Origin of the sequence: Nocardia araoensis NBRC 100135, from assembly GCF_000308435.1 — a bacterium.
In the GTDB taxonomy this organism is placed as follows: Bacteria; Actinomycetota; Actinomycetes; order Mycobacteriales; family Mycobacteriaceae; genus Nocardia; species Nocardia araoensis.
In genome coordinates, this window is record NZ_BAFR01000160.1 from 15,346 (window position 1) to 40,339 (window position 24,994).

Sequence of the window (24,994 nt, forward strand, 5' to 3'; positions counted from 1 at the left end):
CACGCGTGGACACGACGGTAAATCCCCTTGCGAAGACGCTTCGACATACGGAAAACAACGAAGGCGCCCAGGAAACCCTGAGCGCCTTCGTGATTCAGCGGATCAGTGACGGCGGCGCGACTTCGGGCCGCGGCGGCCCTTCGCCTCCGCGCGGGCGGCCTCGCGGCGCTCGCGACGGGTGGGCTGCGGCCCACCGTCCACGCCGTACTCCTCGGCGTCGCTGTGCACCGCGGCGCGGCCGCCCTCGTCGGGGCCGGAGTAGCTGAAACCGCGCGGGGCGGTGTCATCGATACCCCTGGCGCGCAGAGCCGCGGGGGCGGCGTGGCCGTTGGCGACCTGAGTCTCCTCGGTGGGCAGCGGACGCGGGGCGGTCATCGCTCCGACCGGCGAACGAAGGCCCTGGCCGACGGCGACGCCTTCCTGCTGCGGCTGCTGCACCTCGACCTGGAGGTTGAACAGGAAGCCGACCGACTCCTCCTTGAGACCGTCGAGCATCGCGGTGAACATGTCGAAGCCCTCGCGCTGGTACTCCACCAGCGGGTCGCGCTGCGCCATCGCGCGCAGGCCGATGCCCTCCTTGAGGTAGTCCATCTCGTAGAGATGCTCACGCCACTTGCGGTCGAGCACCGACAGCAGCACCTGTCGTTCCAGATTGCGCATGCTGCCCTCGCCGGCCAAGCCGTCGATCTCGGCCTCGCGGCGCTCGTAGGCGTCGTGCGCGTCGTCCAGCAGCGCCTCGAGCAACTCCTCGCGCGTGAGCTCGCCCGCCTCGCCGACCTCGGTCTCGCCGGTCAGGTCCCGGTAGTCCAGGCTCACCGGGTACAGCGTCTTCAGCGCCGTCCACAGCTTCTCCAGATCCCAGTCCTCGACATAGCCCTCGGCGGTGGCGCCGTCCACGTAGGCGGTGATCACGTCGGTGATCATGCTCTGGACCTGGCCCTCCATGTCCTCGCCGCGCAGGATCCGATCGCGCTCGCCGTAGATGATGGTGCGCTGCTGGTTCATCACCTCGTCGTACTTGAGCACGTTCTTGCGGATCTCGAAGTTCTGCTGCTCGACCTGCGTCTGCGCGCTCTTGATGGCCTTGGAGACCATCTTCGCCTCGATCGGCACGTCGTCGGGCAGGTTCAGCCGCGTCATGATCGCTTCCAGCGCGGCGCCGTTGAACCGGCGCATCAGCTCGTCGCCCAGCGACAAGTAGAAGCGGGACTCACCCGGGTCGCCCTGTCGGCCGGAGCGGCCGCGCAGCTGGTTGTCGATGCGGCGCGACTCGTGCCGCTCGGTGCCCAGCACATAGAGGCCGCCCGCCTCGCGCACCAACTCGGCGTCCTCGGCGGTCTGAGCCTTGACCTGGTCCAGGGTGGGCAGCCAGGCGCGCTCGTACTCCTCCGGCGTCTCGACCGGGTCCAGCCCCTGTTTGCGCAGCAGGATGTCGGCGATGATGTCCGGGTTGCCGCCGAGCACGATGTCGGTACCGCGGCCTGCCATGTTCGTCGCGACGGTGACCGCTCCCGGCCGACCCGCCTCGGCGATGATCTCGGCTTCCTTCTCGTGGAACTTCGCGTTCAGCACGTTGTGCGGAATGCCGCGCTTGGTGAACTGCTTGGACAGGTACTCCGAGCGCTCGACGCTGGTGGTGCCGATCAGCACCGGCTGGCCGTTCTCGTGCCGCTCGGTGACGTCGTCGACCACGGCGGAGAACTTGGCCTCCTCCGTCTTGTAGATCAGGTCGGACTGGTCGGCGCGGATCATCGGCTTGTTGGTCGGGATGGGGACCACGCCCAGGTTGTAGATCTGGTGCAGCTCGGCGGCCTCGGTCTCGGCGGTACCGGTCATGCCGGACAGCTTGTCGTAGAGGCGGAAGTAGTTCTGCAGGGTGATGGTGGCCAGGGTCTGGTTCTCCGGCTGGATCTCCACCCCTTCCTTGGCCTCGATCGCCTGGTGCATGCCCTCGTTGTAGCGGCGCCCGACCAGGATGCGGCCGGTGAACTCGTCGACGATGATCACCTCGCCGTCGCGGACGATGTAATCCTTGTCGCGGGTGTAGAGCTCCTTGGCCTTGATGGCGTTGTTCAGGTAGCTCACCAGCGGCGAGTTGGCTGCCTCGTAGAGGTTGTCGATGCCGAGCTGGTCTTCGACGAACTCGACGCCCGCCTCGTGCACGCCGATCGTGCGCTTCTTGATGTCGACCTCGTAGTGCAGGTCCTTCTTCAGCAGCGGCGCGATCCGCGCGAACTCGGCGTACCACTTCGACGAGGCGTCGGCGGGCCCGGAGATGATCAGCGGGGTACGCGCCTCGTCGATGAGGATGGAGTCGACCTCGTCGACGATGGCGAAGTTGTGCCCGCGCTGCACCAGGTCGTCCAGCGAGTGCGTCATGTTGTCGCGGAGGTAGTCGAAGCCGAACTCGTTGTTCGTGCCGTAGGTGATGTCGGCGGCGTAGGCCACCCGCCGCTGCGCGGGGCTCATGCCGGACAGGATCACGCCGACCTCGAGGCCGAGGAAGCGGTGCACGCGGCCCATCCACTCCGCGTCGCGCTTGGCCAGGTAGTCGTTCACCGTGACGACGTGCACACCGTCGCCGCTGATCGCGTTCAGGTAGGCGGGCAGCACACAGGTGAGGGTCTTGCCCTCACCGGTCTTCATCTCGGCGATGTTGCCGGTGTGCAGCGCGGCGCCGCCCATGACCTGCACCTTGTAGTGCTTCTGGCTGAGCACCCGCCAGGACGCCTCCCGCGCGACCGCGAACGCCTCGGCCATCAGCTGGCCGAGCGGATCGGTCTCGCCGTCCTCGACCATCTCGGCGTACCGCTCGCGGAACTCGTCGGTTTTGGCGCGTAGCTCCGCGTCACTGAGGTCCTCGAACTCCGGTTCGAGGGCGAGAACCTGGTCGGCGAAATGCGAGAGCCGCTTGACCATGCGACCCTCACCAATCCGTAGCAACCTCGTCAGTGTCAGCGCAGGCACGGGTCTCGTCAGTCCTCTGGTCGGTGTGTCAAATCGTGTCGTCGGCCCCCGGGCCGGTGCGGCCCACGCGGTTGCGCGGAATCCGCTGCATGGCCCATGGTAATGGTCTGCTGGATGTACAGCGCCTGCGGCGCTGCGTGGGCCGTGTTGGCTCCTGTGATCGAATCGTCTCGCCGAACTCGAAGTCGATCAGCGTGTCATGGAACCCCTGCGCGGAAAAACGTGTACCGAATTCATCAGAAATGCGACAACGGCCGGGCCAACGGTCGACGCGGCAGCACAATGAAGCGGGGGCGGCATCGGGAAAAGGAGTACCGGGCAGCGTGATCACGAGACTGACGCCGCAGGACACGGCCTACTACCGGCTCGAGTCGAGCAGCAATCCGATCCATATCGGCTCTCTCGCGATCGTGCGGAACACCGAACCCGGTGACGGCTCGGGCGAACCGATCCTGGACTACGACCGGCTGGTCGATCTGGTCGAGAGCAGGCTCTCGCTGGTGCCGAGATACCGGCGCAAGGTGCGCGAGATCCCGCTGTCGCTCGGGCGGCCGGTCTGGGTCGAGGACAGCCGTTTCGACATCACCTACCACATCCGGCGTTCGGCGCTGCCCGGTCCCGGCACCGACGAGCAACTGCACGACCTGGTCGCCCGCCTCGTCTCCCACCCGCTGGACCCGGCCCGGCCACTGTGGGAGATGTACCTGATCGAACGGCTGTCCGACGGCCGCTGCGCCATCTTCACCAAGACGCATTCCGCCCTGGTGGACGGCGACACCGCGCTCGAGATCGGCCACGTGATCCTCGACACCGGCCCCGCTCCCCGCGAACTGGCCTGCGACGACTGGATCGCGCCGCGCGAACCCGGCGAGATGGAACTGCTGGTGGGCGCGCTCGCCCATCTCGCCACCCAACCGCGCAAGGCCCTCGAGGTCGCCAGGGACGCGGGCGCGGGGGCATTCGCGGTACTCGGGACGGCGGGCAGGGCGGTCGAGTCGGTGGTCGGCGCGGTGCGCACCGCGACGACCGGCGCACCCGCGAGTCCCCTGAACACGCGCACCTCGCGGAACCGGCGCTTCGCCGTGGTGCGCACCGACCTGGCGGACTACCGCACGATCCGCAGGCGGTTCGGCTGCTCGACCAACGACGCCATCCTCGCCGTGGTCACCGGCGCCCTGCGCAACTGGCTGCTCTCGCGCGGGGAAGCGCTCACCGAGTCCACCACGCTGCGAGCCGTGGTGCCGATGTCGGTGTACGTCGAGGGAAACGACGGCGACCAGGCGCACTCGGCGAGCGAGGTGTCGTCGTTCCTGATCGATCTGCCGGTGGGCGAACCCAACCCGGTGATGCGGCTGTCGCACATCGCGCACGCCACCGAACTCAACGGACGTCAGCGGCGCGGCGTCCGGGCGCGTACGCTCGTGCACCTGGCCGGTTTCGCTCCGGCCAGCCTGCATGCGATGAGTGTGCGTGCGGCGAGTACGTTCGCAGAACACACGTTCAATCTGGTGATCACCAACGCGCCGGGTCCGCAGGCGCCGATGTACATCGGCGGCGCGCGGATGCTGGAGATGTACCCGGTGTCGCCACTGCTGCGCAATCAGGCGTCGAGTATCGGGATCACGTCCTACGACGGACGTGTCTTCTACGGTCTCAACGCCGATCGCGACGCGATGGCCGATATCGGCGTGCTCGCCACGGCGGTGCGCGATTCCATGGAGGAGATGCTCGGTGCCTGCGTCTGATCAGAAGAAGCTGCGGGTCTACATCCCGGCTACGGTGCCGATGCTGCGCGAGCTGGTCGACAACCGGGAGCTGGCCCCCGTCGGCGGGACCGCGTTCGCGGTGACGCCCGCGCTGCGCGAGGCCTACGCCTCCGGCGACGACGAGGAGCTCGGCGAAGTCGCCATGAACGAGGCCGCGCGCGCCTCGCTGCGACTGCTCGCCGCCGAACGCGAGGCGATCGATTCGTCGGAGGAATCCGACGACGAGGCCGCGCCGGTCGCCGGCGGCAGCCCGGTGTACCGCCGTGCGGTGATCGCCGCCGACGTGACCGGCGCGAAGCTGCGGCCCGATCTCGACGACGCGGTGGTCCGGCTGGCGGGTCCGATCGACTACCGGCAGATCGCCTCGGTGCACGTCGACCTTGCCGAGGCCGAACCGCAGGTGGCCAAGGCCGTCGACGTGGTGGACGCGGCGGATCTCGGCGACACCGACGCGGAGTTCGTCCTCGGCGACGCCGAAGACCATCAATTGGCCTGGTACGCGGCACAAGAGCTGCCGTTTCTGCTCGAGCTGCTCTGAATCGCGGCGGTCGGGCGCGCCACTGGCCCACCGCCATAACCTACGATGCCGTAACCTTGCTGGCGAGGCCTCCGATCGGAGCGACGGCGGCCTGCGCATCCGACGACAGGGAGACCAACGGCAGCGATGGGTTCGAAAATTGGGAGCTTCTCCGTGCGAAGCGTCCGCGCGTGGCTGGAGGCGCCAGCAGCGGGCGTCGCCGAGCGCGGCGGCAAGCTGAATGTGCTGCGCGGAGCCGTGGCACGGGTGACCACGCCGTTGCTGCCCGACGACTACCTGCACCTGGCCAACCCGCTGTGGTCGGCTCGCGAGCTGCGCGGGCGCATCGTCGAGGTACGCAAGGAGACCGCCGATTCCGCGACTCTGGTGATCCAGCCGGGATGGGGCTTCGACTTCAAATACCAGCCCGGACAGTACATCGGCATCGGCCTCCTGGTCGACGGCCGCTGGCATTGGCGCTCGTATTCGCTGACCTGTCCGCCGAATTGGTCCGCCCCCGGCCACGGCGGCAAGCGCCTGATCTCCATCGCCGTGAAGGCGATGCCGGAGGGCTTCCTGTCCAGCCATCTGGTCAGCGGCGTTCCGGTCGGCACCATCGTCCGGCTGGCCGCGCCGCAGGGCGGCTTCGTGCTGCCGTCCCCGCCGCCGGAGAAGGTGCTGTTCCTCACCGCGGGCAGCGGCATCACCCCCGTGATGTCGATGTTGCGCGCGATGGACCGCCGCGAGGTGTTCACCGACGTGGCGCACCTGCACTCGGCCCGCACCGCCGACGACGTGATGTTCGGCGCGGAACTGGCCGCGCTGCGCGAGGGCAATCCGAGCTTCGACACCCGGCTGCATCTCACCGCCGAGCGGGGCAAGTTCGCCCTCGCCGACCTCGACACCGAGTTCCCGGATTGGCGCGAGCGCCAGACCTGGGCCTGCGGCCCGGCCGGGATGCTCGACGAGATCGAACACCATTGGCGCGACGCGGGCCTGTCGGACCGGCTGCACGTGGAGCGCTTCGAGATCGAGCGTTCCTCGGCCGGCGAAGGCGGCACGGTCACCTTCGGCAAGACCGGTCGCACCGTCGCGGCCGACGGCGCGACCAGCCTGCTGGAGGCAGGCGAGTCGGCGGGCGTTCAGATGCCGTTCGGCTGCCGGATGGGCATCTGCCAGACCTGCGTGGTCACCTTGAGTTCCGGGCACGCGCGCGACCTGCGCAACGGTGAGGAGCGCCGCGAAGGCGACAAGGTGCAGACCTGCATCTCGGCGGCGGCGGGCGACTGCACTCTGGACGTGTAGTCCGGCAGGTACCCTCGAGGTGTATCGAGTAGGGAAAGGACCCCGGTGGCCATCACCGACATCAAGACATTCGCTCACCTCACGGCGACCGATATCGAGACACTGGGGCAGGAACTCGATTCCATCCGGCGTTCGGTGGAACTGTCCCGTGGCGAGCGCGATGCGAAGTACATCCGGCGCGCGATCGCGGCGCAACGCGGTCTCGAGGTGGTCGCGAGGGCCGTGCTGTTCGGCAGCCGCAATCGCTGGGCCTGGCTGACCGGCACCGCGTTGCTTTCGGTTGCCAAGATCATCGAGAACATGGAGCTCGGGCACAACGTCAGCCACGGGCAGTGGGACTGGATGAACGACCCGGAGATCCACTCCAGCTCGTGGGAATGGGACATGACGGGCCCCTCCGCGCAGTGGCGGCGGGCGCACAACTACTCCCACCACACCTATACCAACGTCCTCGGCAAGGACGAGGACCTCGGGTTCGGCATCCTCCGGATGACGCGGGACGAGCAGTGGCGGCCGATCCACCTGGTGCAGCCGCTGGCGAATCTGCTGCTGGCCGCGACCTTCGAGTGGGGCATCGCACTGCACGACTGGAGCATCGAGAAGGAGCTGTCGGGCACGCCGCGCTGGGATATCACCTCGGAGCCGAACATGGCGTTCGGGCGCAAGATCTGCCGTCAGGTGGCCAAGGACTTTCTCATCCACCCCGCGCTCACCGGCCCGGCGTTCAAGCACACGCTGAAGGCCAACGCGGCGGCGAACCTGGTGCGCAACCTGTGGGCGTACGCGGTGATCTTCTGCGGCCACTTCCCCGACGGCGCGGAGAAGTTCACCGTCGAGCAGTTGGAGAACGAGACCAGCGGCGAATGGTACCTGCGCCAGATGCTCGGCAGCGCGAACTTCAAGGCGGGGCCCGCCATGGCGTTCATGAGCGGCAACCTCTGCTACCAGATCGAGCATCACCTGTTCCCCGATCTGCCGAGCAACCGGTATCGAGAGATCGCGGTGCGCGTCAGGGAGCTGTGCGACAAGTACGACCTGCCCTACACCACCGGCTCGCTGGGCAAGCAATATCTGCTGGCCTTCCGCACGATCCACAAGCTGGCGCTGCCGGACCGGTTCCTCAAGGCCACCGCCGACAACGCACCGGAGACCTCGTCCGAACGCAAGTTCGCCGGTGTCACGCTCCCGTCGCTCGGGACGGAGTCCACGCACTGGCTGCGCATCGATCCGGAGACCGGCAAGCGGCGCGGTCTGCGTTCGGCGCTGCACGAGGCGAAGATCGCGCTGCGCGACAAGGCGCGGCAGGAGAAGGAGATGCTCCGCGAGGCCAGAGCGGCCCTGCAGGAGAAGGCCGAACACGAGCGGCAGGTCCTGCGCGACGCCAAGGTCGCGCTTCAGGAAAGAGCCCGCCAGGAACAAGCGGCGTTGCGCGAGAAAGCCAAGCGGGACAGGCGTTTTCGCTTCCAGCGAAGGGCGCGCTAACCTACCAGTCGAGCATCGGTATCGCAATAGGGTATTTGACACATCCCCCAGCCGCATCTCGCAACCTACGCTCTCGTAACTTACGGTAAAGTAACCCGTATGGCGATTTCGGATGTCAAGGAATACGCGCACCTCACCGAGGCCGACGTGGAAGCACTCGGCGCGGAGTTCGACGCGATCCGGCGGGAAATCGAAGCCTCACGCGGCGCGCGCGACGCGAAGTACATCCGCGCTGTCATCCGGTTGCAGCGCGCTCTCGAGATCAGCGGCCGGGCGGTGCTCTTCGCGAGCCCGAAGCGGCCGGCGTGGCTGGCAGGCGTCGCCCTGCTCAGCACCGCCAAGATCATCGAGAACATGGAGATCGGGCACAACGTCATGCACGGGCAGTGGGACTGGATGAACGATCCGGAGATCCACTCCAGCTCGTGGGAATGGGACAACACCGGCGCGGCCAAGCACTGGAAGCACACCCACAACTACCTGCACCACAAGTACACCAACGTGCTCGGCATGGACGACGACATCGGCTACGGCCTGCTGCGGGTGACCCGCGACCAGCGCTGGAAGCCGTTCAACCTGGGCAACCCGATCTACAACCTGGTGTTGCAGCTGTTCTTCGAGTACGGCGTCGCGATCCAGCACCTGGAGCTGGGCAAGCTGGTGGCGGGCCGGTACAAGCCCGGCACCCCCGAGCGGGCCGACTTCGAGCGCAGGCGCGACGAGGCGCTCACCAAGATGGGCAAGCAGGTCCTCAAGGACTACGTGATCTTCCCCGCCCTCACCGGCCGCGCGTTCTTCTCCACACTGACGGCCAACCTGGCCGCGAACGCGATCCGCAACGTCTGGTCCAACGCGGTGATCTTCTGCGGGCACTTCCCCGACGGCGCGGAGAAGTTCACCAAGGCCGACATCGACGGCGAAACGCAGGGCGAGTGGTACCTGCGCCAGATGCTCGGCAGCGCGAACATCTCCGGCGGCCCGGTCATGCACTTCATGACCGGCAATCTGAGCCACCAGATCGAACACCACCTGTTCCCCGACCTGCCGAGCAACCGGTACGCCGACATCGCCGTCCGGGTGCGCGAGCTGGCCGACAAGTACGACCTGCCTTACACCACCGGCTCGCTGCCGGTGCAGTACTTCAAGGCGTGGCGCACCATCCTCAAGCTGGCGCTGCCGAACAAGTACCTGCGGGCGACCGCCGACGATGCCCCGGAGACCGCCTCGGAACGCAAATTCCAGGGCCGGACCGCGGCCACCATCGATCCGGTGACCGGCCGGCGCCGCGGGCTGCGCACCGCGCTCGCCAAGGGACGGCGGCGGCTCGCCCGGCGCGGCGTGTCCGCGGCGAGCTGACTCGCATCCGCGTCGGCTCGCGTCCCGGACTTCCGAGCCGACGCGCCAACGCACGCCGTGTGCGGTGAGTTCGCCGGGTTTGATTGACTCGAGCGGTGCAAGCTGAGGTTCTGAGCGTCTATGAGGCCATCCGACGCCGTCGCGACGTGCGCGCGGAGTTCACCGGCGAGCTGGTCGACGACGCGACATTGTGGCGGCTGCTGGACGCCGCGCACCGGGCGCCGAGCGTAGGGAATTCGCAGCCCTGGGATTTCGTGGTGGTCCGCGAAGCGGCCACGCTGCGCGAGTTCGCCGATCATGTGGCGCGCAAGCGCATCGAGTTCCGCGACGCGCTGCCGCCCGAACGGGCAGCCACCTTCGAACCGATCAAGATCGAAGGCATTCTGGAGAGCGGCACCGGGGTCGTGGTCTGCTATGACCACGATCGCGGGGGACCGCAAGTGCTCGGCCGGGCCACGGTGCCCGAAACCGGTATCTACTCCGCCGTTCTCGCCATCCAGAACCTCTGGCTGGCCGCCACCGCCGAAGGCATCGGCGTGGGATGGGTGTCGTTCTACGACCCCGGCTTCCTGTCCGATCTGATCGGCCTCCCGGAAGGCGTCCGCACGGTCGCCTGGCTGTGCGTCGGGCCGGTGCGCGAATTCCAGCGCATTCCCGACCTCGAGCGCTTCGGCTGGCGCGCGGGCAGACCGCTCACGGACGCGGTGCACCGCGAGACCTATCGCGGCTGACCTCGCGCCTCCCGGCCGCGCATCGTTACCCAAATGTGTGGATCGTTCATGGTTCAATCGGATCCCCACTGGGTACGACAAGGTCGAAACTGCCTCTTACGCAGTGCGCTTCATCGTGGTTTCGTCGGTTCCAGGAGGTTTGTGCAATGGCCAATGTCGATGCTGTTCGGCTGTCGAGCGAGCTGGGCATCGATCTGGCACAGGCGACGTTGCGCCTGCGTCGGGAAGGCATTCCCGGCGAGACCAAGCACCAGACCTGTCTGCGCATCCTGGCGGACGAGGGTCGCAAGCGGCGGGGCGTCACGGGCAAGGCCTGACGAGGCCCCCGCCACCGCTCACGCGTCGCCTCAGACCCGTTCGAGCACCGCCGAGGCGCCGATGCCGCCCGCGGCGCAGATCCCGAGCAGGGCCGTGTTCTTGCCCGTGCGAGCCAGTTCGTTGGCCATGGTGGTCACCATGCGTGCCCCGGTGGCGCCGAACGGGTGACCGAGCGAGATCGAGCCGCCGTGCACGTTCAGCTTGTCGATGTCCACCTCGCCGACGGCGGTGTCGCGATCGAGCCGGGTCTTGGCCCATTCGTCGCTGGCGAGCGCGGTCAGCACCGCCAAGGCCTGGGCGGCGAAGGCCTCGTGGATATCGACGAGATCCGCGTCGGCCAGGGACATTCCGGCCTTCTCCAGCGCGCGTGGCATCGAGATGGCCGGGCCGATGAGCACCTGATCGGCCGGGTCGACGCTGACATAGCTCCACGACCGGAACGCCGCCAGCGGCCGATACCCGAGGGCGTGCGCCTTCTCTTCGCTCATCAGCAACACCGCGGCGGCGCCGTCGGTGAGCGGGCTGGCGTTGCCGGCGGTCACGCTGCCGTCGGCGGCGAAAACCGGCTTCAGCGCGGCCAGTTTCGCGACGCCGGTGTCGCCGCGCACCAGACCGTCGCGCCGGATCTCCACGTCTTCGGGCGTGCGGACCCGCAACACCTCGTCGTCGAACCGGCCGGACTCGATGGCGGCCGCCGCGCGGTGATGCGAGCGGGCGGCGAACTCGTCTTGGTCGGCTCGGCTCACGCCGTGGATGCGAGCCATCTTCTCGGCCGATTCGCCCATCACCTCGCCGGTGGTGCGCTCGGCGATCTTCGGCCGGCTCGGCAGCAGATCGGTGAACGGCGCCAGGCGCGCGACCGCGGACAGGTAGTCCTTCGGCTTCGGCTTGCCCAGCGCCAGCGGCGCCGCCGCGTGCACGACCTTCTGCGGCAGTTTCACTTCGGCGTTCGAGGTCGAATCACTGCCGCCCGCGATCATCACGTCGTACTCGCCCCGCTCGATCGCGGCCGCCGCGGAGGTGACGGCCTGCAAACCGGAGGCGCAGGCCCGCGTCACCGTGTAGCCCTCGCAGCCCGGGTCGAGTCGCAGGTCCAACGCGATCTCGCGGGCGATGTTCGGCGCCGCGCTGGGCAGGATGACCCCGCCCCAGACGATCGCCTCCACTTCCGCGCCGGGGAGCCCGGTGCGCTCCAGCAGTCCCCGGACCGCGGCGTCGGCCAGCGCGATGGAATCCATCCGGGTGTATCCGGTGAACGCACGCAGGAAAGGCGTGCGCGCACCGGACACGATCACGGCACGGCGAGCAGCTCTGGTGGCCATGCGATTTCCTTTCGAAAGCCTAGGACCACCAAACTTACTTCAAAGTAAGTTCACCGTCGACCCCCTTCGCCGACGGTGAACCCCGACGCAGCGACGATCCCCTCCACCGTCGCTGAACCGGTCCGCCGCGCGCCGTTGCGCGACAGACCGGGACGTCCGTCCCGGCGAACGCCCCTGCCCGTCCCGGAACCGTCGCATGCACTCCGTCATCCGACGCAAAGAACGGTAACAAACTTTCGACTTGTTTTCCAAATAGTTTCTATCGGTTTGCCTCAGACCTCGCATCGGCTTACCATGAACCCACTATGCATAGCCCTTCGGAGCTGTCGCGGCAGAAGAGATTCGGGCGAATCATCAAAGAACGCCGGGACGAGCTCGGCCTCACCCAGCTACAGATCGGCGACCTCGGGGGACCTTCGGCGCCGACCATCCGGAAGATCGAGGACGGCGAGGCGACCATCAGCATGCAGACGCTGAACAAGCTCGACGCGCCGCTGCGATGGCTGCCGGGCAGCGCCGCACGCACCTATGCGGGCGGCGTCCCGGCCGCCGACGAACCCGCGAACGCCTCGCGCGGCGCGGGTGACTCGGTGGTGGCCGGGCCGGACGCGATCCGCTTCGAAATCTCTGACCTCACCGGTCTTCTGGCGGCCTCGGGCAGCCTCAACGACGCCGTCGAGCACGGTCGCACCACCGACCCGCAGGTGGTCGCCGCGATCGCGGAGCTCAACCGGGTGGTCTCCAAACTGTCGGCGCGGTACGCGACCGCGATGCTCGAACGCAACGGCGGACCGGGCAGACAATTGCACCCGCTGGTGGAGATGGCCTTCGCGCACTTGCTCGCGGTCCCCGCGGAGGCCAGCGACCCCGACGAGCTACAGGAACGCCGGTACCGCCGCTGGCTGGCCGGTCGATCGGAGGACATCGATGCAGCGACCGAAGCCCGATTCCGCGCACGCTGGCTGGCGGCCAACGCGGCGACCACAACCGTTCGCAACGGCGAGTGACGAGGCAGCCATGACCGACCACCGACCGAACTACGCGGAGCTGACCCTCAGCCACAAGATCAATCGGCTGTTCGCCGTCGTGCATCCGCGCAACGCACCCGAACGCAGCACCGAGTCCGTCGCCGGGCAGATCGGCGAAATCCTCGGCCGAGCGGTGCCGCCCGGTTATCTGACGCGCCTGCGCGAGGGCGAGTTCGACGACCGGGAGCCCGGCGCGGCGGTCGATGTCGAGATCCTCGCGGCGGTGGCACGCAGCTTCGGCGTCGCCGCCGACTATCTGCTCACCCGCGGGCCCGCCGCGGAAGCCATCGACCGGGAACTCGAACTCCTCGCCACCATGCGCGACGCGAACGTCGCCAGCGTCGCGCTGCGCGGTTCGAACATCGATCGGGCCATGCTCGCCAAAATCATCCAGAGCACGGAAGGGTCGACGCCGCCGAGTCGGTAGCATGCTTCCTACATGGGCCACTGAGCTTTTGTAGGAGACCGATCACATGGCCATCCAGGCCCGGTTCCGGAGCTTGACCCGGGACCTCCCGATACCCCACCCATGGAATCTCCAGACCTACCTCGATGCCGTCGCCGCCCACCGCGGTCGCAGCATCAGCCTGTTGCCGATCGATACCGCGCTGCTCGCGGGCACCGGTTGCGGCACGGGCAGCGGCCTGTGGATCGCCAAGCAGGACAGCGACGTGATCGTCTACGGCGCCGACACCACCGAATGGCACGCCGAGCACATCATCGTGCACGAACTCGGGCACATGCTGCTCGGGCACGGCCCGGAACAGCACCGGCCCGGTGAGCCGCTCACGAGCACACCGACGGTGACGGCGGTCGCCGACCTGCTGCCCTCGATCTCGCCCGAGTCGATCGCCCACGTGCTCGGCCGCACCGACTACGGCACCCTGCGCGAGCGTGACGCGGAGACCTTCGCCGACATGGTGATGCTGCACGCCATGCGTCCACCGCGCCGTGATTCGCTGCTGCACCGCACGTTCTTCCGCGACCGGCGGCGGTGAACTCGCCGATCCCCGCGCCGATCGCGATACCACTGATCGCTTTCGTCGCGGTGGTCGTCCTCGGGCGGCGGATCGTGCTGCACCACGCCATCGTGGACCGGCTGCTCAATCGAGCCATGTTGTGGGGTACGGCCACGCTGGTCCTGCTCGAGCGCGGCTTCGCTCCGGCGATAGGCAGTCTGCTGCACCAGCTTTCGATGGCCACGCTGCTGATGGAGGTGGCCGGTCTGTACGGTGCGGCCCGCCTGTGGTCCGGCGCCGACCCCGTCTCCGCATCGGCTCGGCAGCGGGTCTACGACCTCGCCGGACTGGCGGGAGGCGCGATCATCCTGGCCGTCGGCAGCCCGGCGCGACAGGAGGGCCGGCTGCTCGGGCAAGCAGCGGACTGGCCGACGGCGGTGGTCTGGTCCATCCTGTGGCTTCCGCTGTTCGCGGCAGGACGGCTGGCCTGGCGCGCGGCACTGCGCGAATTGCGCTCGGACGAATCCACCCCCGCCGAACGGATCGTCTACGCAACCCTGTTGGCAACGCTGGTCGCCGGTTCCGCGGGTCTGGTCGTCTCCGCCGTGCGACTCGCGACGCCCGGTCCGGCCGCTGACCCAGCCTTGGCGCGCTGGGCGGCACCGACTTTCGCCGCCTCTACGCTCGGCGCGGCGCTGCTGGCCGTGCCGCTGATCGCGTGGCTGCGGGCCCACACGGGGTGGGACCGCGCCGGACGGTACTGCCGTCGCCTGCGGCCGCTATGGCGTGATCTCACCGCGGCCGTGCCCGAGGTCGTACTCGAGCCGGACATCCACCTGAACGGATCCGAAGCGCGGCTGGTGCGGATGACGGTGGAGATCCGCGATGCCCTGATGCACTTGCGGCACTACCTACCCGCGGAGACGAGTGACGCCGACTACGCGGAACAGGTCATGCGGGCCATCGCCGCGAAAACGAACGGCGCGGCCGTGACACCGCGACCGCTCGACCAGCCCGTGCGGCTGCCCGCCGGCGACATCCACTCGGATCTGCGGCTCCTGCTCGCGCTGGCCCGCCGCTGGCCCGCCGACGGCGTCTCGACGAAAATCTCCGGGCATCCGGCCGGTGAGCCGAATGCCCGGAGAAGTGGGGACGGGTGGTTTCCGTTTCGTCAGGCCAGGCGGATCAGGCCGTAGTCGAAGGCGTGACGACGGTAGACCACCGAAGGCCGGTCGGTCTCCTTGTCCTGGAACAGGAAGAAGTCGTGGCCGACGAGTTCCATCTGGTACAGGGCGTCGTCGACGGACATGGGCGTCGCCGGATGCTCCTTCGTGCGCACGATGTGGCCGGGACCCGCGTTGTACTCCGGCTCGCGCTCTTGCTCCTGGTGCGCGTGCGCGGCCCCGGATTCACCGAGTCGCTCGAACAGGGAGTCGTCCACCAGATCGGCAGTGGCCTGGGCGACCGACAGCGGCGTCTTGTCGCCGTAGTGCACCCGGCGCCGATCCTTGGTGCGACGCAGCCTGCTCTCCAGCTTCCCCGTCACCGACTCGAAGGCGGCGTAGAAGCTGTCCGCGCAGGCCTCGGCCCGCACGACGGGACCCTTTCCGCGCGCGGTGATTTCGACGCGCTGACAGTTCTTGCGCTGACGACGGTTGCGCTCGTGGAACAGCTCGACGTCGAAGAGGAAGATCGACGGGTCGAAGCGTTCTAATCGGGAGAGTTTTTCCGCGACGTAGATACGAAAATGATCGGGCACCTCCACGTTGCGGCCCTTCACCACGATGTCGCCGCGCGGCGCGCGTGGTCGTTCTGCTGTGGGTTGCTCGATTGCTTCCTGGGTGCCGGGCTCCAGCACCGAAGTAGCGGGATCTTTCACTGAAGGTCGTGAAGAAGTCGTCACGCGTACCTCCCGGATCTGGCCGCACCGACCGATTCCAGTGCGGCGGGATTGAACCGTGCCGAACGACGATTGCTCGGCACTAGACGTCCGAGGCGCCACCTCCAAACTTGCGGTTCGGGTGTGTGTCCGCGACGCTAGTCCGCCGACGGGCTGATCGCCAGTGTTCACGCAAATTTCCCGGAGTCAAGCAGCACAAGTAACCAGAACGCCACGTGTCGGCAATCCGGCGCACAGCAGCGCGCGCACCGACTCGCGGGCCGTCGCGCCGGTGGTCAGCACGTCGTCGACCAGCACCACCTCGGCGTTCGCCGGTATCCCCCAGTTCGCGGCGGGTCCGGGCGTCGTGGTCACCCTTCCCTTCAGGTTGTGAGCGCGCTCGGCGGGTGTCAAGCCCACCGAATCACGCACTCCAGGCCCCACCCGCAACAGCGGCATCACTCGGCAATTGGGCAGCCATCGCGCGGCTACCGACGCCGAACGCAGCACCGGATCGCCGCCCCGGCGCCGCGCCGCCGCGCGTCTGCTCGGCGCGGGCACCAGCGCCAGGGGAAGACGCGGCGAACGCAGCTCGGTGAGCGCTCCCGCGAGCGCCTTTCCGAGTGGCAGCGCCAGATCCCGTCGTCCCCGTTCCTTGGCGGCGAGCACCGCCCGGCGCGCGGGCCCGGCGTACGGCCCGAGCGCCCAGCACGGAACGCCCGGGTCGCTGCGCGGCCATACCCGCAGCGGCGGACCGGCCAACGTGACGGCGCAGTCGGCGCACCAATCGGCTCCGGAACGTCCGCAGCCCGCGCAGGCGGCGGGCAACACCAGATCGAGCAGGGTTCGCATCGACCGAGTGTGCGCTCGCCCCCTGACAGATTCGCCCGGTCATGTCGGCAGCGGCGCCTCTGGCGGAACGTTATGTTCTTGCGGGGAAGTCTTTTACACCGCGCTCGACCCGTTATCGCTCCTTGCGCCTGCGCCGTATCGCTCACCAGCATGAGCACGCGTTCCGCACGGCGTGACGGCCCGGATCGTGGGCCCGCGACCGGCCGCCGCTCAGCCAGGCAGCACGGGGGTGGCGTTCGCGCCCAGACCCGGCACCTCACGCCAGTAGGGCTGCCCTTGGTCCGGAGCCGAGGTCAGCTCCAGGACCGCGCGCGAGTCGGAGACGTACTGATGGTCCGGGCTCGCGCTCACCGAACGCACCGGCGCCGTGAGATTCTGCGACGTCAGCGGAGTCGGCTCCGAGCCGTCCACCGAAACCGTGCTGACCGGGTCCACATTGCCTTCGCGCGCGATGATGATCGTGTCCGGGTCGAGCCAGTCCACCGACACCGCCGCGGTACTGAGTCCGACACCGACGGGTAGCGCCGAGGTCAGCGCCAGCTTCCCGTCCGGTTGGGGCGCCACGACCGCGACGTACACCCGGCCGTCGGCGATCATCGCCGCCCGCGCCCCGGTCCGGGAGATCCGCAGCTCGGTGATCGGTAGCCGGGGCGCCGTGGCCGACGATGCCGCCGTCAACCGCGAGATGTCGACGTTCTGTACCGAGACGTTTCCGGTGCCGCGGTCGTTGACCGCGCGAATGACCCGGTCGCCGTCGACCACCGCCCATGCCGCGCTGCCGTCCGCGGTCCACGAGGGCCGGGTGATGGTGAAGCCCTCGGCCACCGGGAAAGCGTTGCCACCGTAGGTGCCGACCATCAGGGTGCGCGACGGCACGCCCGGGGGGCGCCCCGCTTCCGCCACCGCGGCGACCAACTGCCCGTCCGCGGACAGCGTGGCCGACTGGAGGTTGTTCACTCCGCCGAAGTAGCCCGGCGCGGGAGTGATACCGCCGTTGTCGGCGATCTGCACCAGGCCGCCGCCGCGCAGCGCGTGCAGCCCGACCTGGTTGCGGGCGGCGGTGGCCGGATTGAACTGCTGCACGTCGGCCACGCTCCACCCGTTCGCGGCGAAGCGTTCGTCCAACGGCTTGCCGTCGGCGAGCAGCATGTACGGCCCGAGGATGTCGGCGCTGGACAACGTGAGCACCACCTGCGCGGCCAGCAGTTCGCGCTCGTGCGGATTCAGCGCCGACGCGCCCGCGAAGTCGATCCGGACGCCGCCGAGACCGATGCCGACGCCATCGGGGTCACCGTTGGCCTTGGTGATGGTCCCGCGCAGCGCGATCGGCGGTGTCAGCTGGCTGTGCAGCACCGACGCCAGCGCGGGCTGCGGCCCCTCCAGCAGCGAGCTGATCAATCGCTGGGTCAGCTGCGCTTTCGGCACCGCGAGCCAGCGCAGATCCGGCACGGCCATATTGCCGCCCGGATCGATGAAGTACAGCGCGTAGCGGCGGTAGGACTTGAAGAACGCGGTGGAGTCCATGACCACGCCGTCGGGCAACTCGTCGATGCGCCACTCGCCGTTGATCTTGGTCAGCTCGATCTTGTTCTCGACGAACGGAATGTCGTCGTTGGGCCGGTACCCGCCGTCCGCGGACAGCTCGCCGACCTTGCGCGCGCGAATCAGATAGTTGGCCTTGTCCCCGGAGCGCGACTCCCGCAGGGTGTCCGGCTTCTCGACGATGACGGTGCCGGCCGCGTCGTCCCACTGGGTGGAGGCCGCAGGCGTCATGTACTGCCGGGCGGCCAGATGCCGGTTGGCCGGGTCGGCGGTGGCCTGGAGGAAATCCCGCAGCAGCAGATCAGGATCGCGATTGGCGACCGGGGGCGGCGGACCCTCGGAGGTGGGCTCGCGGTTGATGGTGCCCAGCGCCTCCGGCGCGGAGGACTCGGGCAGGCTGGCACAGGCGGTGAGCGGCACCACGACCGCGAGAACCGCCGCTGTCAGCACGGTCAGCCGCCGCATCCGCGCAGATCCGACACGCATTCTCATGACTGTACGTCCCCCGGTTCGCGCGCCCCGCCGCCCCCGGTCTGCGCCGACTCCGACGCGGGCGATCCGTTCGATCCGGACGCAGGCTGCTCTTCGGCGGGGGTGTGGTCGGTGGGCGTCGCCGTACCGGGCGACCCACTCGCGCTCGGCTCCGCGGCTGCGCCGCCCTCCGCCGCGCCGTCCGGCTCACCGCCGCCCGTCCCGGCCGCCTCGCTCGCGCTTTCCGAACGCACGTCGTCCGGCTCGGCGGTCTCGAAGTCGTCCGGATGCGCACCGACCGGATCGGAAGCGCCCGCCTGCGCGCCCTGCGGCACGGCGTTCGTCACCTGCGCGGCGCCCGCCTCGGCGATCGGTCGCTCCGGGTCGGGTCCGGTCGCGTCGCGATCGGCGGGCGGTTCCGGCTCCACCACGTGCATCGTTTTGCGCGCGGGCTCCAGCGGAAGCGGGCTCGGACCGAGCTTCTTGCCGCGCACCAGCGGCAGCGTCAGGCGGAAGCTGGCGCCGACCCCGACCTCACCCCACGCTTCGAGTCTGCCTTCGTGCAGGTTCGCGTCCTCCACGCTGATCGACAGACCGAGGCCGGTGCCGCCGGAGCGGCGCATGCGAGACGGATCCGAACGCCAGAACCGGTTGAAGACCAGCTTCTCCTCGCCGGGGCGCAGGCCGACGCCCTGATCCCGCACGACGACGCCGACCGCGTTGCTCTCGACGTCGCCCCGCATCCGGATCAGCACCGGTTTGCCCTCGCTGTGGTCGATCGCGTTGGCCAGCAGATTGCGCAGCACCCGCTCCACCCGGCGCGGATCGACCTCCGCGACCAGCGGCTCCTCCGGCATGTCGCTGATGATCTCGACACCGGCGTCCTTGGCCAGGTGCCGCACGGTCGAGATCGCGGCCCGCGCGCACATCCGCACGTCCAGCGATTCCACCTGGAGTTCGGCGACGCCCGCGTCGTGCCTGCTGATCTCCAGCAGATCGTTGAGCAGGCCCTCGAACCGGTCCAGCTCGTTGACCAGCAACTCGGCGCTGCGGGCGAGGGCGGGATCGAGGTCGTCGCTGCTGCCGTGGATCAGGTCGGCGGCCATGCGCACGGTGGTGAGCGGAGTGCGCAGCTCATGGCTGACGTCGGAGGTGAACCGGCGCTGCAGGTTGCCGAATTCCTCCAGCTGGGTGATCTGGTTGGACAGGCTCTCGGCCATCTCGTTGAACGCTTGGGCCAGCCGCGCCATGTCGTCCTCGCCGCGCACCAGCATGCGTTCCTTGAGCCTGCCGTCGGCGAACCGGCCCGCGATCCGGGCCGCGGAGCGGATCGGCAGCACCACCTGCCTGGTGACCAGGGCGGTGATCGCGGCCAGCAACACCAGCAGCACGATGCCGCCGACCAGCATGGTCCCGCGCATCAGGGACAGGCTGCGTTCCTCGTTGGCCAGCGGGAAGATCAGGTAGATCTCCAGCGTCGGGATCTCCGCGCTCGGGCTGCCGATGATCAGCGCGCGACCGCTGTAGCCGTCCGCGTCCTCGACCGTCGCGAACTGGTAGCTGACCTGGTTGCGCTGTACGAACCGGCGCAGCTCGTCCGGTACCTCCTGGATCGGGCCGCGGGGGATCTGCTGCGGCGGCATCCCGCCGATGACGCTCAGCGCCGAGACGAAGCTGCCCGCGGCGCCGGTGGACTGGCCGCTGCCGCCACGGTTGGACAGTGCGTTGCGGGCCTCCTCCAGCCGCTGCGGTTGAGCGCCGACGTCGTGCACACCGGCCAGCTGGCTCTCCACCGTGTTGCGCGCACGGTCCATCTCCTCGACCGCGGCGTTGATCTTGGCATCCAGCAGCCGGTCGGTGATCTGGCTGGTCAGCACCACACCGAGGATCGTGATGACGATCAGCGAGAGCGTCAACGTCGACACGATGACGCGCAACTGCAGCGACCGGCGCCACAGGTGGCCTAGGGCAATGCCGACCGCTTGGAACCAGGCCACCACCGGAGCCAGCGATCGTTCCAGACGCGCGATGACGCCATGGATCACGGCGGTCCGGCCTTGTAACCGACACCGCGGACGGTCAGCACGATCTCCGGGTTCTCGGGATCCTTCTCCACCTTCGCCCGCAGGCGCTGCACGTGCACGTTCACCAGGCGGGTGTCGGCGGCGTGCCGGTAGCCCCAGACCTGCTCGAGCAGGACCTCACGGGTGAACACCTGACGCGGTTTGCGGGCCAGGGCGACGAGCAGGTCGAACTCCAGCGGCGTCAGCGAGATCTGCGCGCCGCCGCGGCTGACCTTGTGCGCGGGCACATCGATCACGATATCGGCGATCGACAACAGCTCGGCGGGCTCCTCCTCGGTGCGGCGCAGGCGGGCCCGCACCCGGGCGACCAGCTCCTTCGGCTTGAAGGGCTTGACGATGTAATCGTCGGCGCCGGACTCCAGACCGAGCACGACGTCGACCGTGTCGGTCTTCGCCGTGAGCATCACGATCGGAACCCCGGAATCGGCCCGCAGCACGCGGCATACATCGATGCCGTTCATGCCGGGCAGCATCAGGTCCAGCAGCACCAAATCGGGGCGGATCTCGCGAACCGCCGCCAGGGCCTGTGTGCCGTCGCCGACCACGTGCGGGTCGAACCCTTCCCCGCGCAAGACGATCGTGAGCATCTCAGCGAGTGCCATATCGTCGTCGACGACCAGAATCTTCGGCTTCATAACTACTATGTTGTCATCTCCCAGGCCAGGATCGGGCCGCCACGCCAACACTGGTGCGAACCCGCGGCACAGCCAACCTTATCGACCAACGATTTCGGCGATGCGCGCGGCCAGCACCGCCGGACCGTCCTCGGATCGGTATGTCCACCAGGGTCCGCGCCAGTCGCGTTCGGCCAGCTCACGGTACACCGCGCCGGTCCGGTCCTGTAGACCGCCGTCACGTTCGTAGGCGTCGAGCGCACGCTCGGCGTCGAGTTCGCCACGCCTGCGGGCACGCTCGGCGGCGAGCTCGGTGGGCACGTCCAGCAACACCTGAAGCGCGGGCTCGGGCAGCGCGAATCTGCCGAACTCCAATTCGCCCACCCAGGACACGATTTCACCGTCCGCCGACTGCCCCGTGCGGGCGGCCGAATAGGCGGCGTTGGAAGCGACATAACGGTCGAGGAGCACAACGTCGTTGTCCGCCAACAGCTTCGACAGCTCGTCGGCGGCGTCCGCGCGGTCCAGCGCGAACAGCACAGCCATGCCGCTGACCGAGCCGGCGAGGTCGCCGTGCGCGCCGCGCAGCGCCTCGGCGGCCAGGTCGGCGTGCACCGAGACGCGGTAGCGCGGGAAGGCCATCGTCGCGACCCGCAGCCCGCGACCGCGCAGCTCCGCGACCACCCGCTCGATCAGCGTCCGCTTACCGGCGCCGTCGAGCCCCTCGACCGCTATCAGCACTCCCATGACCAGGCAGACTACCCCGCCTGCCGACGTGTGCCCGCACCGGCTGACCAGCGTGGATGCCGGGCAGTCCGGGCGGGCGGCGAGGTGGCCGACGTGGGTGTCCCGCCGACCGCGGGCGGGACATCCAGCAGCGCGTTCAGTAGCGGTAATGATCCGGCTTGTACGGGCCCTCGACGTCGACGCCGATGTACTCGGCCTGGTCCTTGGTGAGCTTGGTCAGCTCGCCGCCGAGCGCTTCGACGTGGATGCGGGCGACCTTTTCGTCCAGGTGCTTCGGCAGCCGGTAGACCTCGTTGTCGTACTCCTCCGGCTTGGTCCACAGCTCGATCTGCGCGATCACCTGGTTGGAGAAGCTGTTCGACATCACGAACGACGGGTGGCCGGTCGCGTTGCCGAGGTTGAGCAGACGCCCCTCCGACAGCACCAGGATCGAGCGGCCGGTTTCCTTGAACGTCCACAGGTCGACCTGCGGCTTGATGTTCAATTTCGTTGCGCCGGAACGCTCCAGCGCGGCCATGTCGATCTCGTTGTCGAAGTGACCGATGTTGCCGAGGATGGCCTGGTTCTTCATCGCCTTCATGTGCTCGAGGGTGATGATGTCCTTGTTTCCGGTGGCGGTGATGACGATGTCGGCATCGCCGATCGCCTTCTCCACGGTCACCACGTCGTAACCGTCCATCAGCGCCTGCAGCGCGTTGATCGGGTCGATCTCGGTGACCTGCACCCGGGCGCCCTGTCCGGCAAGCGATTCCGCGCAACCCTTGCCCACATCGCCGTAGCCGCAGATCAATATCTTCTTGCCGCCGATGAGCACATCGGTACCGCGGTTGATGCCATCGATCAGCGAGTGGCGGGTGCCGTACTTGTTGTCGAACTTGCTCTTGGTGACCGAGTCGTTGACGTTGATCGCGGGGAACACCAGCTCGCCCGCCGCCGCGAACTGGTAGAGGCGCAGCACGCCGGTGGTGGTCTCCTCGGTGACGCCGCGCACCGATTCGGCGATCTTCGTCCACTTGCCGCGGTCGGACTCGAAGCGCTCACGCAGCAGGTTCAGGAAGACCTTGTACTCGGCCGAGTGGTCCTCGTCCTCCGGCGGCACCACGCCCGCCTTCTCGAACTGCGCGCCGCGCAGCACGAGCATGGTGGCGTCGCCGCCGTCGTCGAGGATCATGTTGGCCGGCTCGCCCGGCCAGGTGAGCATCTGCTCGGCGGCCCACCAGTACTCCTCCAGGGTCTCGCCCTTCCAGGCGAACACCGGGGTGCCCTTCGGCTCGTCGACGGTGCCGTTGGGGCCGACGACCACGGCGGCCGCCGCGTGGTCCTGGGTGGAGAAGATGTTGCAGGAGGCCCAGCGAACCTCGGCGCCGAGGCTGGTCAGGGTCTCGATCAGCACCGCGGTCTGCACGGTCATGTGCAGCGAGCCGGAGATGCGCGCGCCCTGCAGCGGCCGCACCTCGGCGTACTCACGGCGCAGCGCCATCAGACCGGGCATCTCGTGTTCGGCCAGACGGATCTCTTTGCGGCCGAAATCGGCCAGCGACAGATCCGCCACCTTGTAGTCGATGCCGTTGCGGACATCGGCGGTCAACGACGTGCGTGCGGGAAGTTCTGAGGTGGTCATCAGCCTCTCCTGGTTCGGCAAGTACCGAGGCAAGGCTAGTCGCTCACGACCGGGTGCGGTCCACGCGGCCGTCCCTCCGCCGCGCGAACCGGCTTCGGATCCGGCTCACGCCGTGACGCCACGCGCTGCCAGCATGCGGCGCCGCTTACGCGGCTGAATATTCGCCAGTGTGATGTCGCCGCCGTAGTGGGCGAGGACGCGGTTGTCCATCACCCGCCGCCACAGCGGCGGGACGGCGGCCAGCACGATCATGGCGGCGTAGCCCGCGGGCAGTTGCGGGGCCTGTTCGGAGGTGCGCAGCGTCTGGTAGCGCCGGCCCGGGTTGGCGTGGTGATCGCTGTGCCGCTGCAAGTGGAACAGGAAGATGTTGGTGACCAGATGGTCGCTGTTCCAGCTGTCGCGCGGCGAACAGCGGGCGTACATGCCGTTCGGGCGGCGCGCCCGCAGCAGGCCGTAGTGCTCGACGTAGTTCACCGTTTCCAGCAGACCGAAGCCGATCACGGCCTGCAGCAGCAGCCAGGGCAGCACTTGGTAGCCGAAAGCGATGATCAGGCCGGCGAACAGTACGAGCGTCATCGACCAGGCCTGCAGGATGTGGTTGTGCACGCTCCACCAGCCCTTGCCCTTGCGGGCGAGCCGCTCGCGTTCGAGGCCGAGCGCCGAGCGGAAACTCCCGGACACGCTGCGCGGCAAGAATTCCCACAGCGACTCGCCGAGGCGCGCGCTGGCCGGATCCTCCGGCGTCGCGACCCGCACATGGTGGCCGCGGTTGTGCTCGACGAAGAAGTGCCCGTAACCGGACTGGGCGAGCGCGATCTTGGCCAGCCAGCGCTCCAGGCGTTCGACCCGGTGCCCGAGCTCATGAGCGGCGTTGATGCCGATGCCGCTGACGAATCCGAGGGTGGCGGCCAGACCCAGCTTGTCGACCACGCTCAGTTCGTCCCCGGCCCACATATAGCTCGCGATCACCAAACCGATCAGCTGCACGGGGAGCATCAGATAGGTGCACCACCGGTAGTACCGATCGTTGGAGAGCCGCTCGTAGTCCTCGTCCTTCGGATTGGTGCCGTCCACGCCGATCGACCAGTCCAGCACCGGGATGACGATCAGCACGATGATCGGGCCGATCCACCAGAAGACGTCGAGTCCGGTGTGCAGCACCAATTGCGACGGCAGCAACGCGGACGCAGGCGGAAGCAAGCCGAGGACCCACAGAAGGCGTTTGGGATCGGGCGATCCCACCGGTTTGCCAACCGTTTGCAACTTTTGCCCCACTCGAAGAAGACCCGAACACCGTCGCATGAGAATACTTGCTGACTTGTTCTCCGTTACAACCATGTTGTCGGTTGAGACGTGATCGCTATCATAAGCCGTGCAGTCGGTTTTCAATGTGCTGCATATGCGCCAGTCGCGAGCCGGTTGCTCACTCGGGC

21 protein-coding genes are annotated in these 24,994 nt (G+C 68.3%); 11 read left to right on the forward strand and 10 right to left on the reverse strand.

Annotated features, from left to right (window positions below; all coding sequences use genetic code 11):
• Window positions 1–102: 102 nt before the first annotated feature.
• Entirely contained in the window at window positions 103–2,967 is a 2,865-nt protein-coding gene (gene secA / locus ON21_RS22005; protein ID WP_039800336.1) for a preprotein translocase subunit SecA, read from the reverse strand.
• 323 nt (window positions 2,968–3,290) lie between these two features.
• On the opposite strand from secA, the gene ON21_RS22010 reads away from it, so the two are divergent.
• From ON21_RS22010 to ON21_RS38595, 7 genes are all read left to right on the forward strand, one after another.
• A complete protein-coding gene (locus tag ON21_RS22010; RefSeq protein ID WP_039800338.1) occupies window positions 3,291–4,712 on the forward strand; it encodes a WS/DGAT/MGAT family O-acyltransferase in 1,422 nt (473 codons plus the stop codon).
• Between the two features lie 40 nt (window positions 4,713–4,752).
• Entirely contained in the window at window positions 4,753–5,271 is a 519-nt protein-coding gene (locus ON21_RS22015; protein WP_174372196.1) for a DUF6912 family protein, read from the forward strand.
• A gap of 126 nt (window positions 5,272–5,397) precedes the next feature.
• Window positions 5,398–6,555 carry a ferredoxin reductase gene (locus tag ON21_RS22020; protein ID WP_051021198.1) on the forward strand — a complete coding sequence of 386 codons (1,158 nt, stop codon included), beginning with the start codon at window positions 5,398–5,400 and terminating at the stop codon, window positions 6,553–6,555.
• 45 nt (window positions 6,556–6,600) lie between these two features.
• Complete coding sequence (locus tag ON21_RS22025) at window positions 6,601–8,037, forward strand: fatty acid desaturase (RefSeq protein WP_039800342.1); 1,437 nt, start codon at window positions 6,601–6,603, stop codon at window positions 8,035–8,037.
• A 99-nt stretch (window positions 8,038–8,136) separates the two neighbouring features.
• Window positions 8,137–9,393 carry a fatty acid desaturase family protein gene (locus ON21_RS22030; RefSeq protein WP_039800344.1) on the forward strand — a complete coding sequence of 419 codons (1,257 nt, stop codon included), beginning with the start codon at window positions 8,137–8,139 and terminating at the stop codon, window positions 9,391–9,393.
• A gap of 110 nt (window positions 9,394–9,503) precedes the next feature.
• Complete coding sequence (gene bluB / locus ON21_RS22035) at window positions 9,504–10,124, forward strand: 5,6-dimethylbenzimidazole synthase (protein ID WP_039800373.1); 621 nt, start codon at window positions 9,504–9,506, stop codon at window positions 10,122–10,124.
• A 146-nt stretch (window positions 10,125–10,270) separates the two neighbouring features.
• Entirely contained in the window at window positions 10,271–10,441 is a 171-nt protein-coding gene (locus tag ON21_RS38595) for a hypothetical protein (RefSeq protein ID WP_157170916.1), read from the forward strand.
• Window positions 10,442–10,471: 30 nt separating this feature from the next.
• Here ON21_RS38595 and ON21_RS22040 read toward each other — a convergent pair whose 3' ends face one another.
• Window positions 10,472–11,764, reverse strand: coding sequence for an acetyl-CoA C-acyltransferase (locus ON21_RS22040; protein ID WP_039800345.1), 1,293 nt, complete (start codon window positions 11,762–11,764; stop codon window positions 10,472–10,474).
• Between the two features lie 305 nt (window positions 11,765–12,069).
• Here ON21_RS22040 and ON21_RS22045 point away from each other — a divergent pair, with 305 nt between their 5' ends.
• The 4 genes from ON21_RS22045 to ON21_RS22060 are packed head-to-tail and all read left to right on the forward strand — an operon-like array spanning window position 12,070 to window position 14,947.
• Window positions 12,070–12,771, forward strand: coding sequence for a helix-turn-helix domain-containing protein (locus ON21_RS22045; protein WP_051021199.1), 702 nt, complete (start codon window positions 12,070–12,072; stop codon window positions 12,769–12,771).
• A 10-nt stretch (window positions 12,772–12,781) separates the two neighbouring features.
• Complete coding sequence (locus tag ON21_RS22050; protein WP_039800346.1) at window positions 12,782–13,219, forward strand: hypothetical protein; 438 nt, start codon at window positions 12,782–12,784, stop codon at window positions 13,217–13,219.
• A gap of 46 nt (window positions 13,220–13,265) precedes the next feature.
• Window positions 13,266–13,790 carry a hypothetical protein gene (locus tag ON21_RS22055; protein WP_051021200.1) on the forward strand — a complete coding sequence of 175 codons (525 nt, stop codon included), beginning with the start codon at window positions 13,266–13,268 and terminating at the stop codon, window positions 13,788–13,790.
• Window positions 13,787–14,947, forward strand: a complete 1,161-nt coding sequence (locus ON21_RS22060; RefSeq protein WP_039800347.1) for an MAB_1171c family putative transporter — start codon at window positions 13,787–13,789, stop codon at window positions 14,945–14,947. Before ON21_RS22055 ends, ON21_RS22060 begins: the two co-directional genes overlap by 4 nt.
• On the opposite strand, the gene hpf is transcribed toward ON21_RS22060, so the two are convergent.
• From hpf to ON21_RS22100, 8 genes are all read right to left on the reverse strand, one after another.
• Window positions 14,923–15,582, reverse strand: coding sequence for a ribosome hibernation-promoting factor, HPF/YfiA family (gene hpf / locus ON21_RS22065; protein WP_051021207.1), 660 nt, complete (start codon window positions 15,580–15,582; stop codon window positions 14,923–14,925). The genes ON21_RS22060 and hpf overlap by 25 nt on opposite strands.
• Before the next feature lie 255 nt (window positions 15,583–15,837).
• Window positions 15,838–16,482, reverse strand: a complete 645-nt coding sequence (locus ON21_RS22070) for a ComF family protein (protein WP_039800348.1) — start codon at window positions 16,480–16,482, stop codon at window positions 15,838–15,840.
• A gap of 210 nt (window positions 16,483–16,692) precedes the next feature.
• On the reverse strand, window positions 16,693–18,516 hold the full coding sequence (gene lpqB / locus ON21_RS22075) for an MtrAB system accessory lipoprotein LpqB (RefSeq protein WP_051021201.1): 1,824 nt from the start codon (window positions 18,514–18,516) through the stop codon (window positions 16,693–16,695).
• Window positions 18,513–20,540: an MtrAB system histidine kinase MtrB gene (gene mtrB, locus ON21_RS22080; RefSeq protein ID WP_444543666.1), complete on the reverse strand. Its 2,028-nt coding sequence runs from the start codon at window positions 20,538–20,540 to the stop codon at window positions 18,513–18,515. Before mtrB ends, lpqB begins: the two co-directional genes overlap by 4 nt.
• Window positions 20,537–21,214 (reverse strand): MtrAB system response regulator MtrA, encoded by a 678-nt coding sequence (gene mtrA / locus ON21_RS22085; protein WP_039800350.1) that lies wholly within the window; start codon window positions 21,212–21,214, stop codon window positions 20,537–20,539. The genes mtrB and mtrA overlap by 4 nt, the downstream gene beginning before the upstream one ends.
• A gap of 78 nt (window positions 21,215–21,292) precedes the next feature.
• On the reverse strand, window positions 21,293–21,940 hold the full coding sequence (locus ON21_RS22090; protein ID WP_039800351.1) for a dTMP kinase: 648 nt from the start codon (window positions 21,938–21,940) through the stop codon (window positions 21,293–21,295).
• 136 nt (window positions 21,941–22,076) lie between these two features.
• Window positions 22,077–23,561, reverse strand: coding sequence for an adenosylhomocysteinase (ahcY, locus tag ON21_RS22095; RefSeq protein WP_039800353.1), 1,485 nt, complete (start codon window positions 23,559–23,561; stop codon window positions 22,077–22,079).
• A 105-nt stretch (window positions 23,562–23,666) separates the two neighbouring features.
• The gene (locus ON21_RS22100; RefSeq protein ID WP_306307708.1) at window positions 23,667–24,803 is read right to left on the reverse strand and encodes an alkane 1-monooxygenase; all 1,137 of its coding nucleotides are present in this window, start codon (window positions 24,801–24,803) and stop codon (window positions 23,667–23,669) included.
• Window positions 24,804–24,994 lie beyond the last annotated feature (191 nt).

Bases quoted from the DNA above. Each gene is read 5' to 3' on its own strand.
- ON21_RS22015 (WP_174372196.1), top strand. From the start codon at position 4,753: ATGCTGCGCGAGCTGGTCGACAACCGGGAGCTGGCCCCCGTCGGCGGG.
- ON21_RS22020 (WP_051021198.1), top strand. From the start codon at position 5,398: ATGGGTTCGAAAATTGGGAGCTTCTCCGTGCGAAGCGTCCGCGCGTGG.
- ON21_RS22030 (WP_039800344.1), top strand. From the start codon at position 8,137: ATGGCGATTTCGGATGTCAAGGAATACGCGCACCTCACCGAGGCCGAC.
- ON21_RS38595 (WP_157170916.1), top strand. From the start codon at position 10,271: ATGGCCAATGTCGATGCTGTTCGGCTGTCGAGCGAGCTGGGCATCGAT.
- ON21_RS22040 (WP_039800345.1), bottom strand. From the start codon at position 11,764: ATGGCCACCAGAGCTGCTCGCCGTGCCGTGATCGTGTCCGGTGCGCGC.
- ON21_RS22045 (WP_051021199.1), top strand. From the start codon at position 12,070: ATGCATAGCCCTTCGGAGCTGTCGCGGCAGAAGAGATTCGGGCGAATC.
- ON21_RS22050 (WP_039800346.1), top strand. From the start codon at position 12,782: ATGACCGACCACCGACCGAACTACGCGGAGCTGACCCTCAGCCACAAG.
- ON21_RS22055 (WP_051021200.1), top strand. From the start codon at position 13,266: ATGGCCATCCAGGCCCGGTTCCGGAGCTTGACCCGGGACCTCCCGATA.
- ON21_RS22070 (WP_039800348.1), bottom strand. From the start codon at position 16,482: ATGCGAACCCTGCTCGATCTGGTGTTGCCCGCCGCCTGCGCGGGCTGC.
- lpqB (WP_051021201.1), bottom strand. From the start codon at position 18,516: ATGAGAATGCGTGTCGGATCTGCGCGGATGCGGCGGCTGACCGTGCTG.
- mtrA (WP_039800350.1), bottom strand. From the start codon at position 21,214: ATGAAGCCGAAGATTCTGGTCGTCGACGACGATATGGCACTCGCTGAG.
- ON21_RS22090 (WP_039800351.1), bottom strand. From the start codon at position 21,940: ATGGGAGTGCTGATAGCGGTCGAGGGGCTCGACGGCGCCGGTAAGCGG.
- ahcY (WP_039800353.1), bottom strand. From the start codon at position 23,561: ATGACCACCTCAGAACTTCCCGCACGCACGTCGTTGACCGCCGATGTC.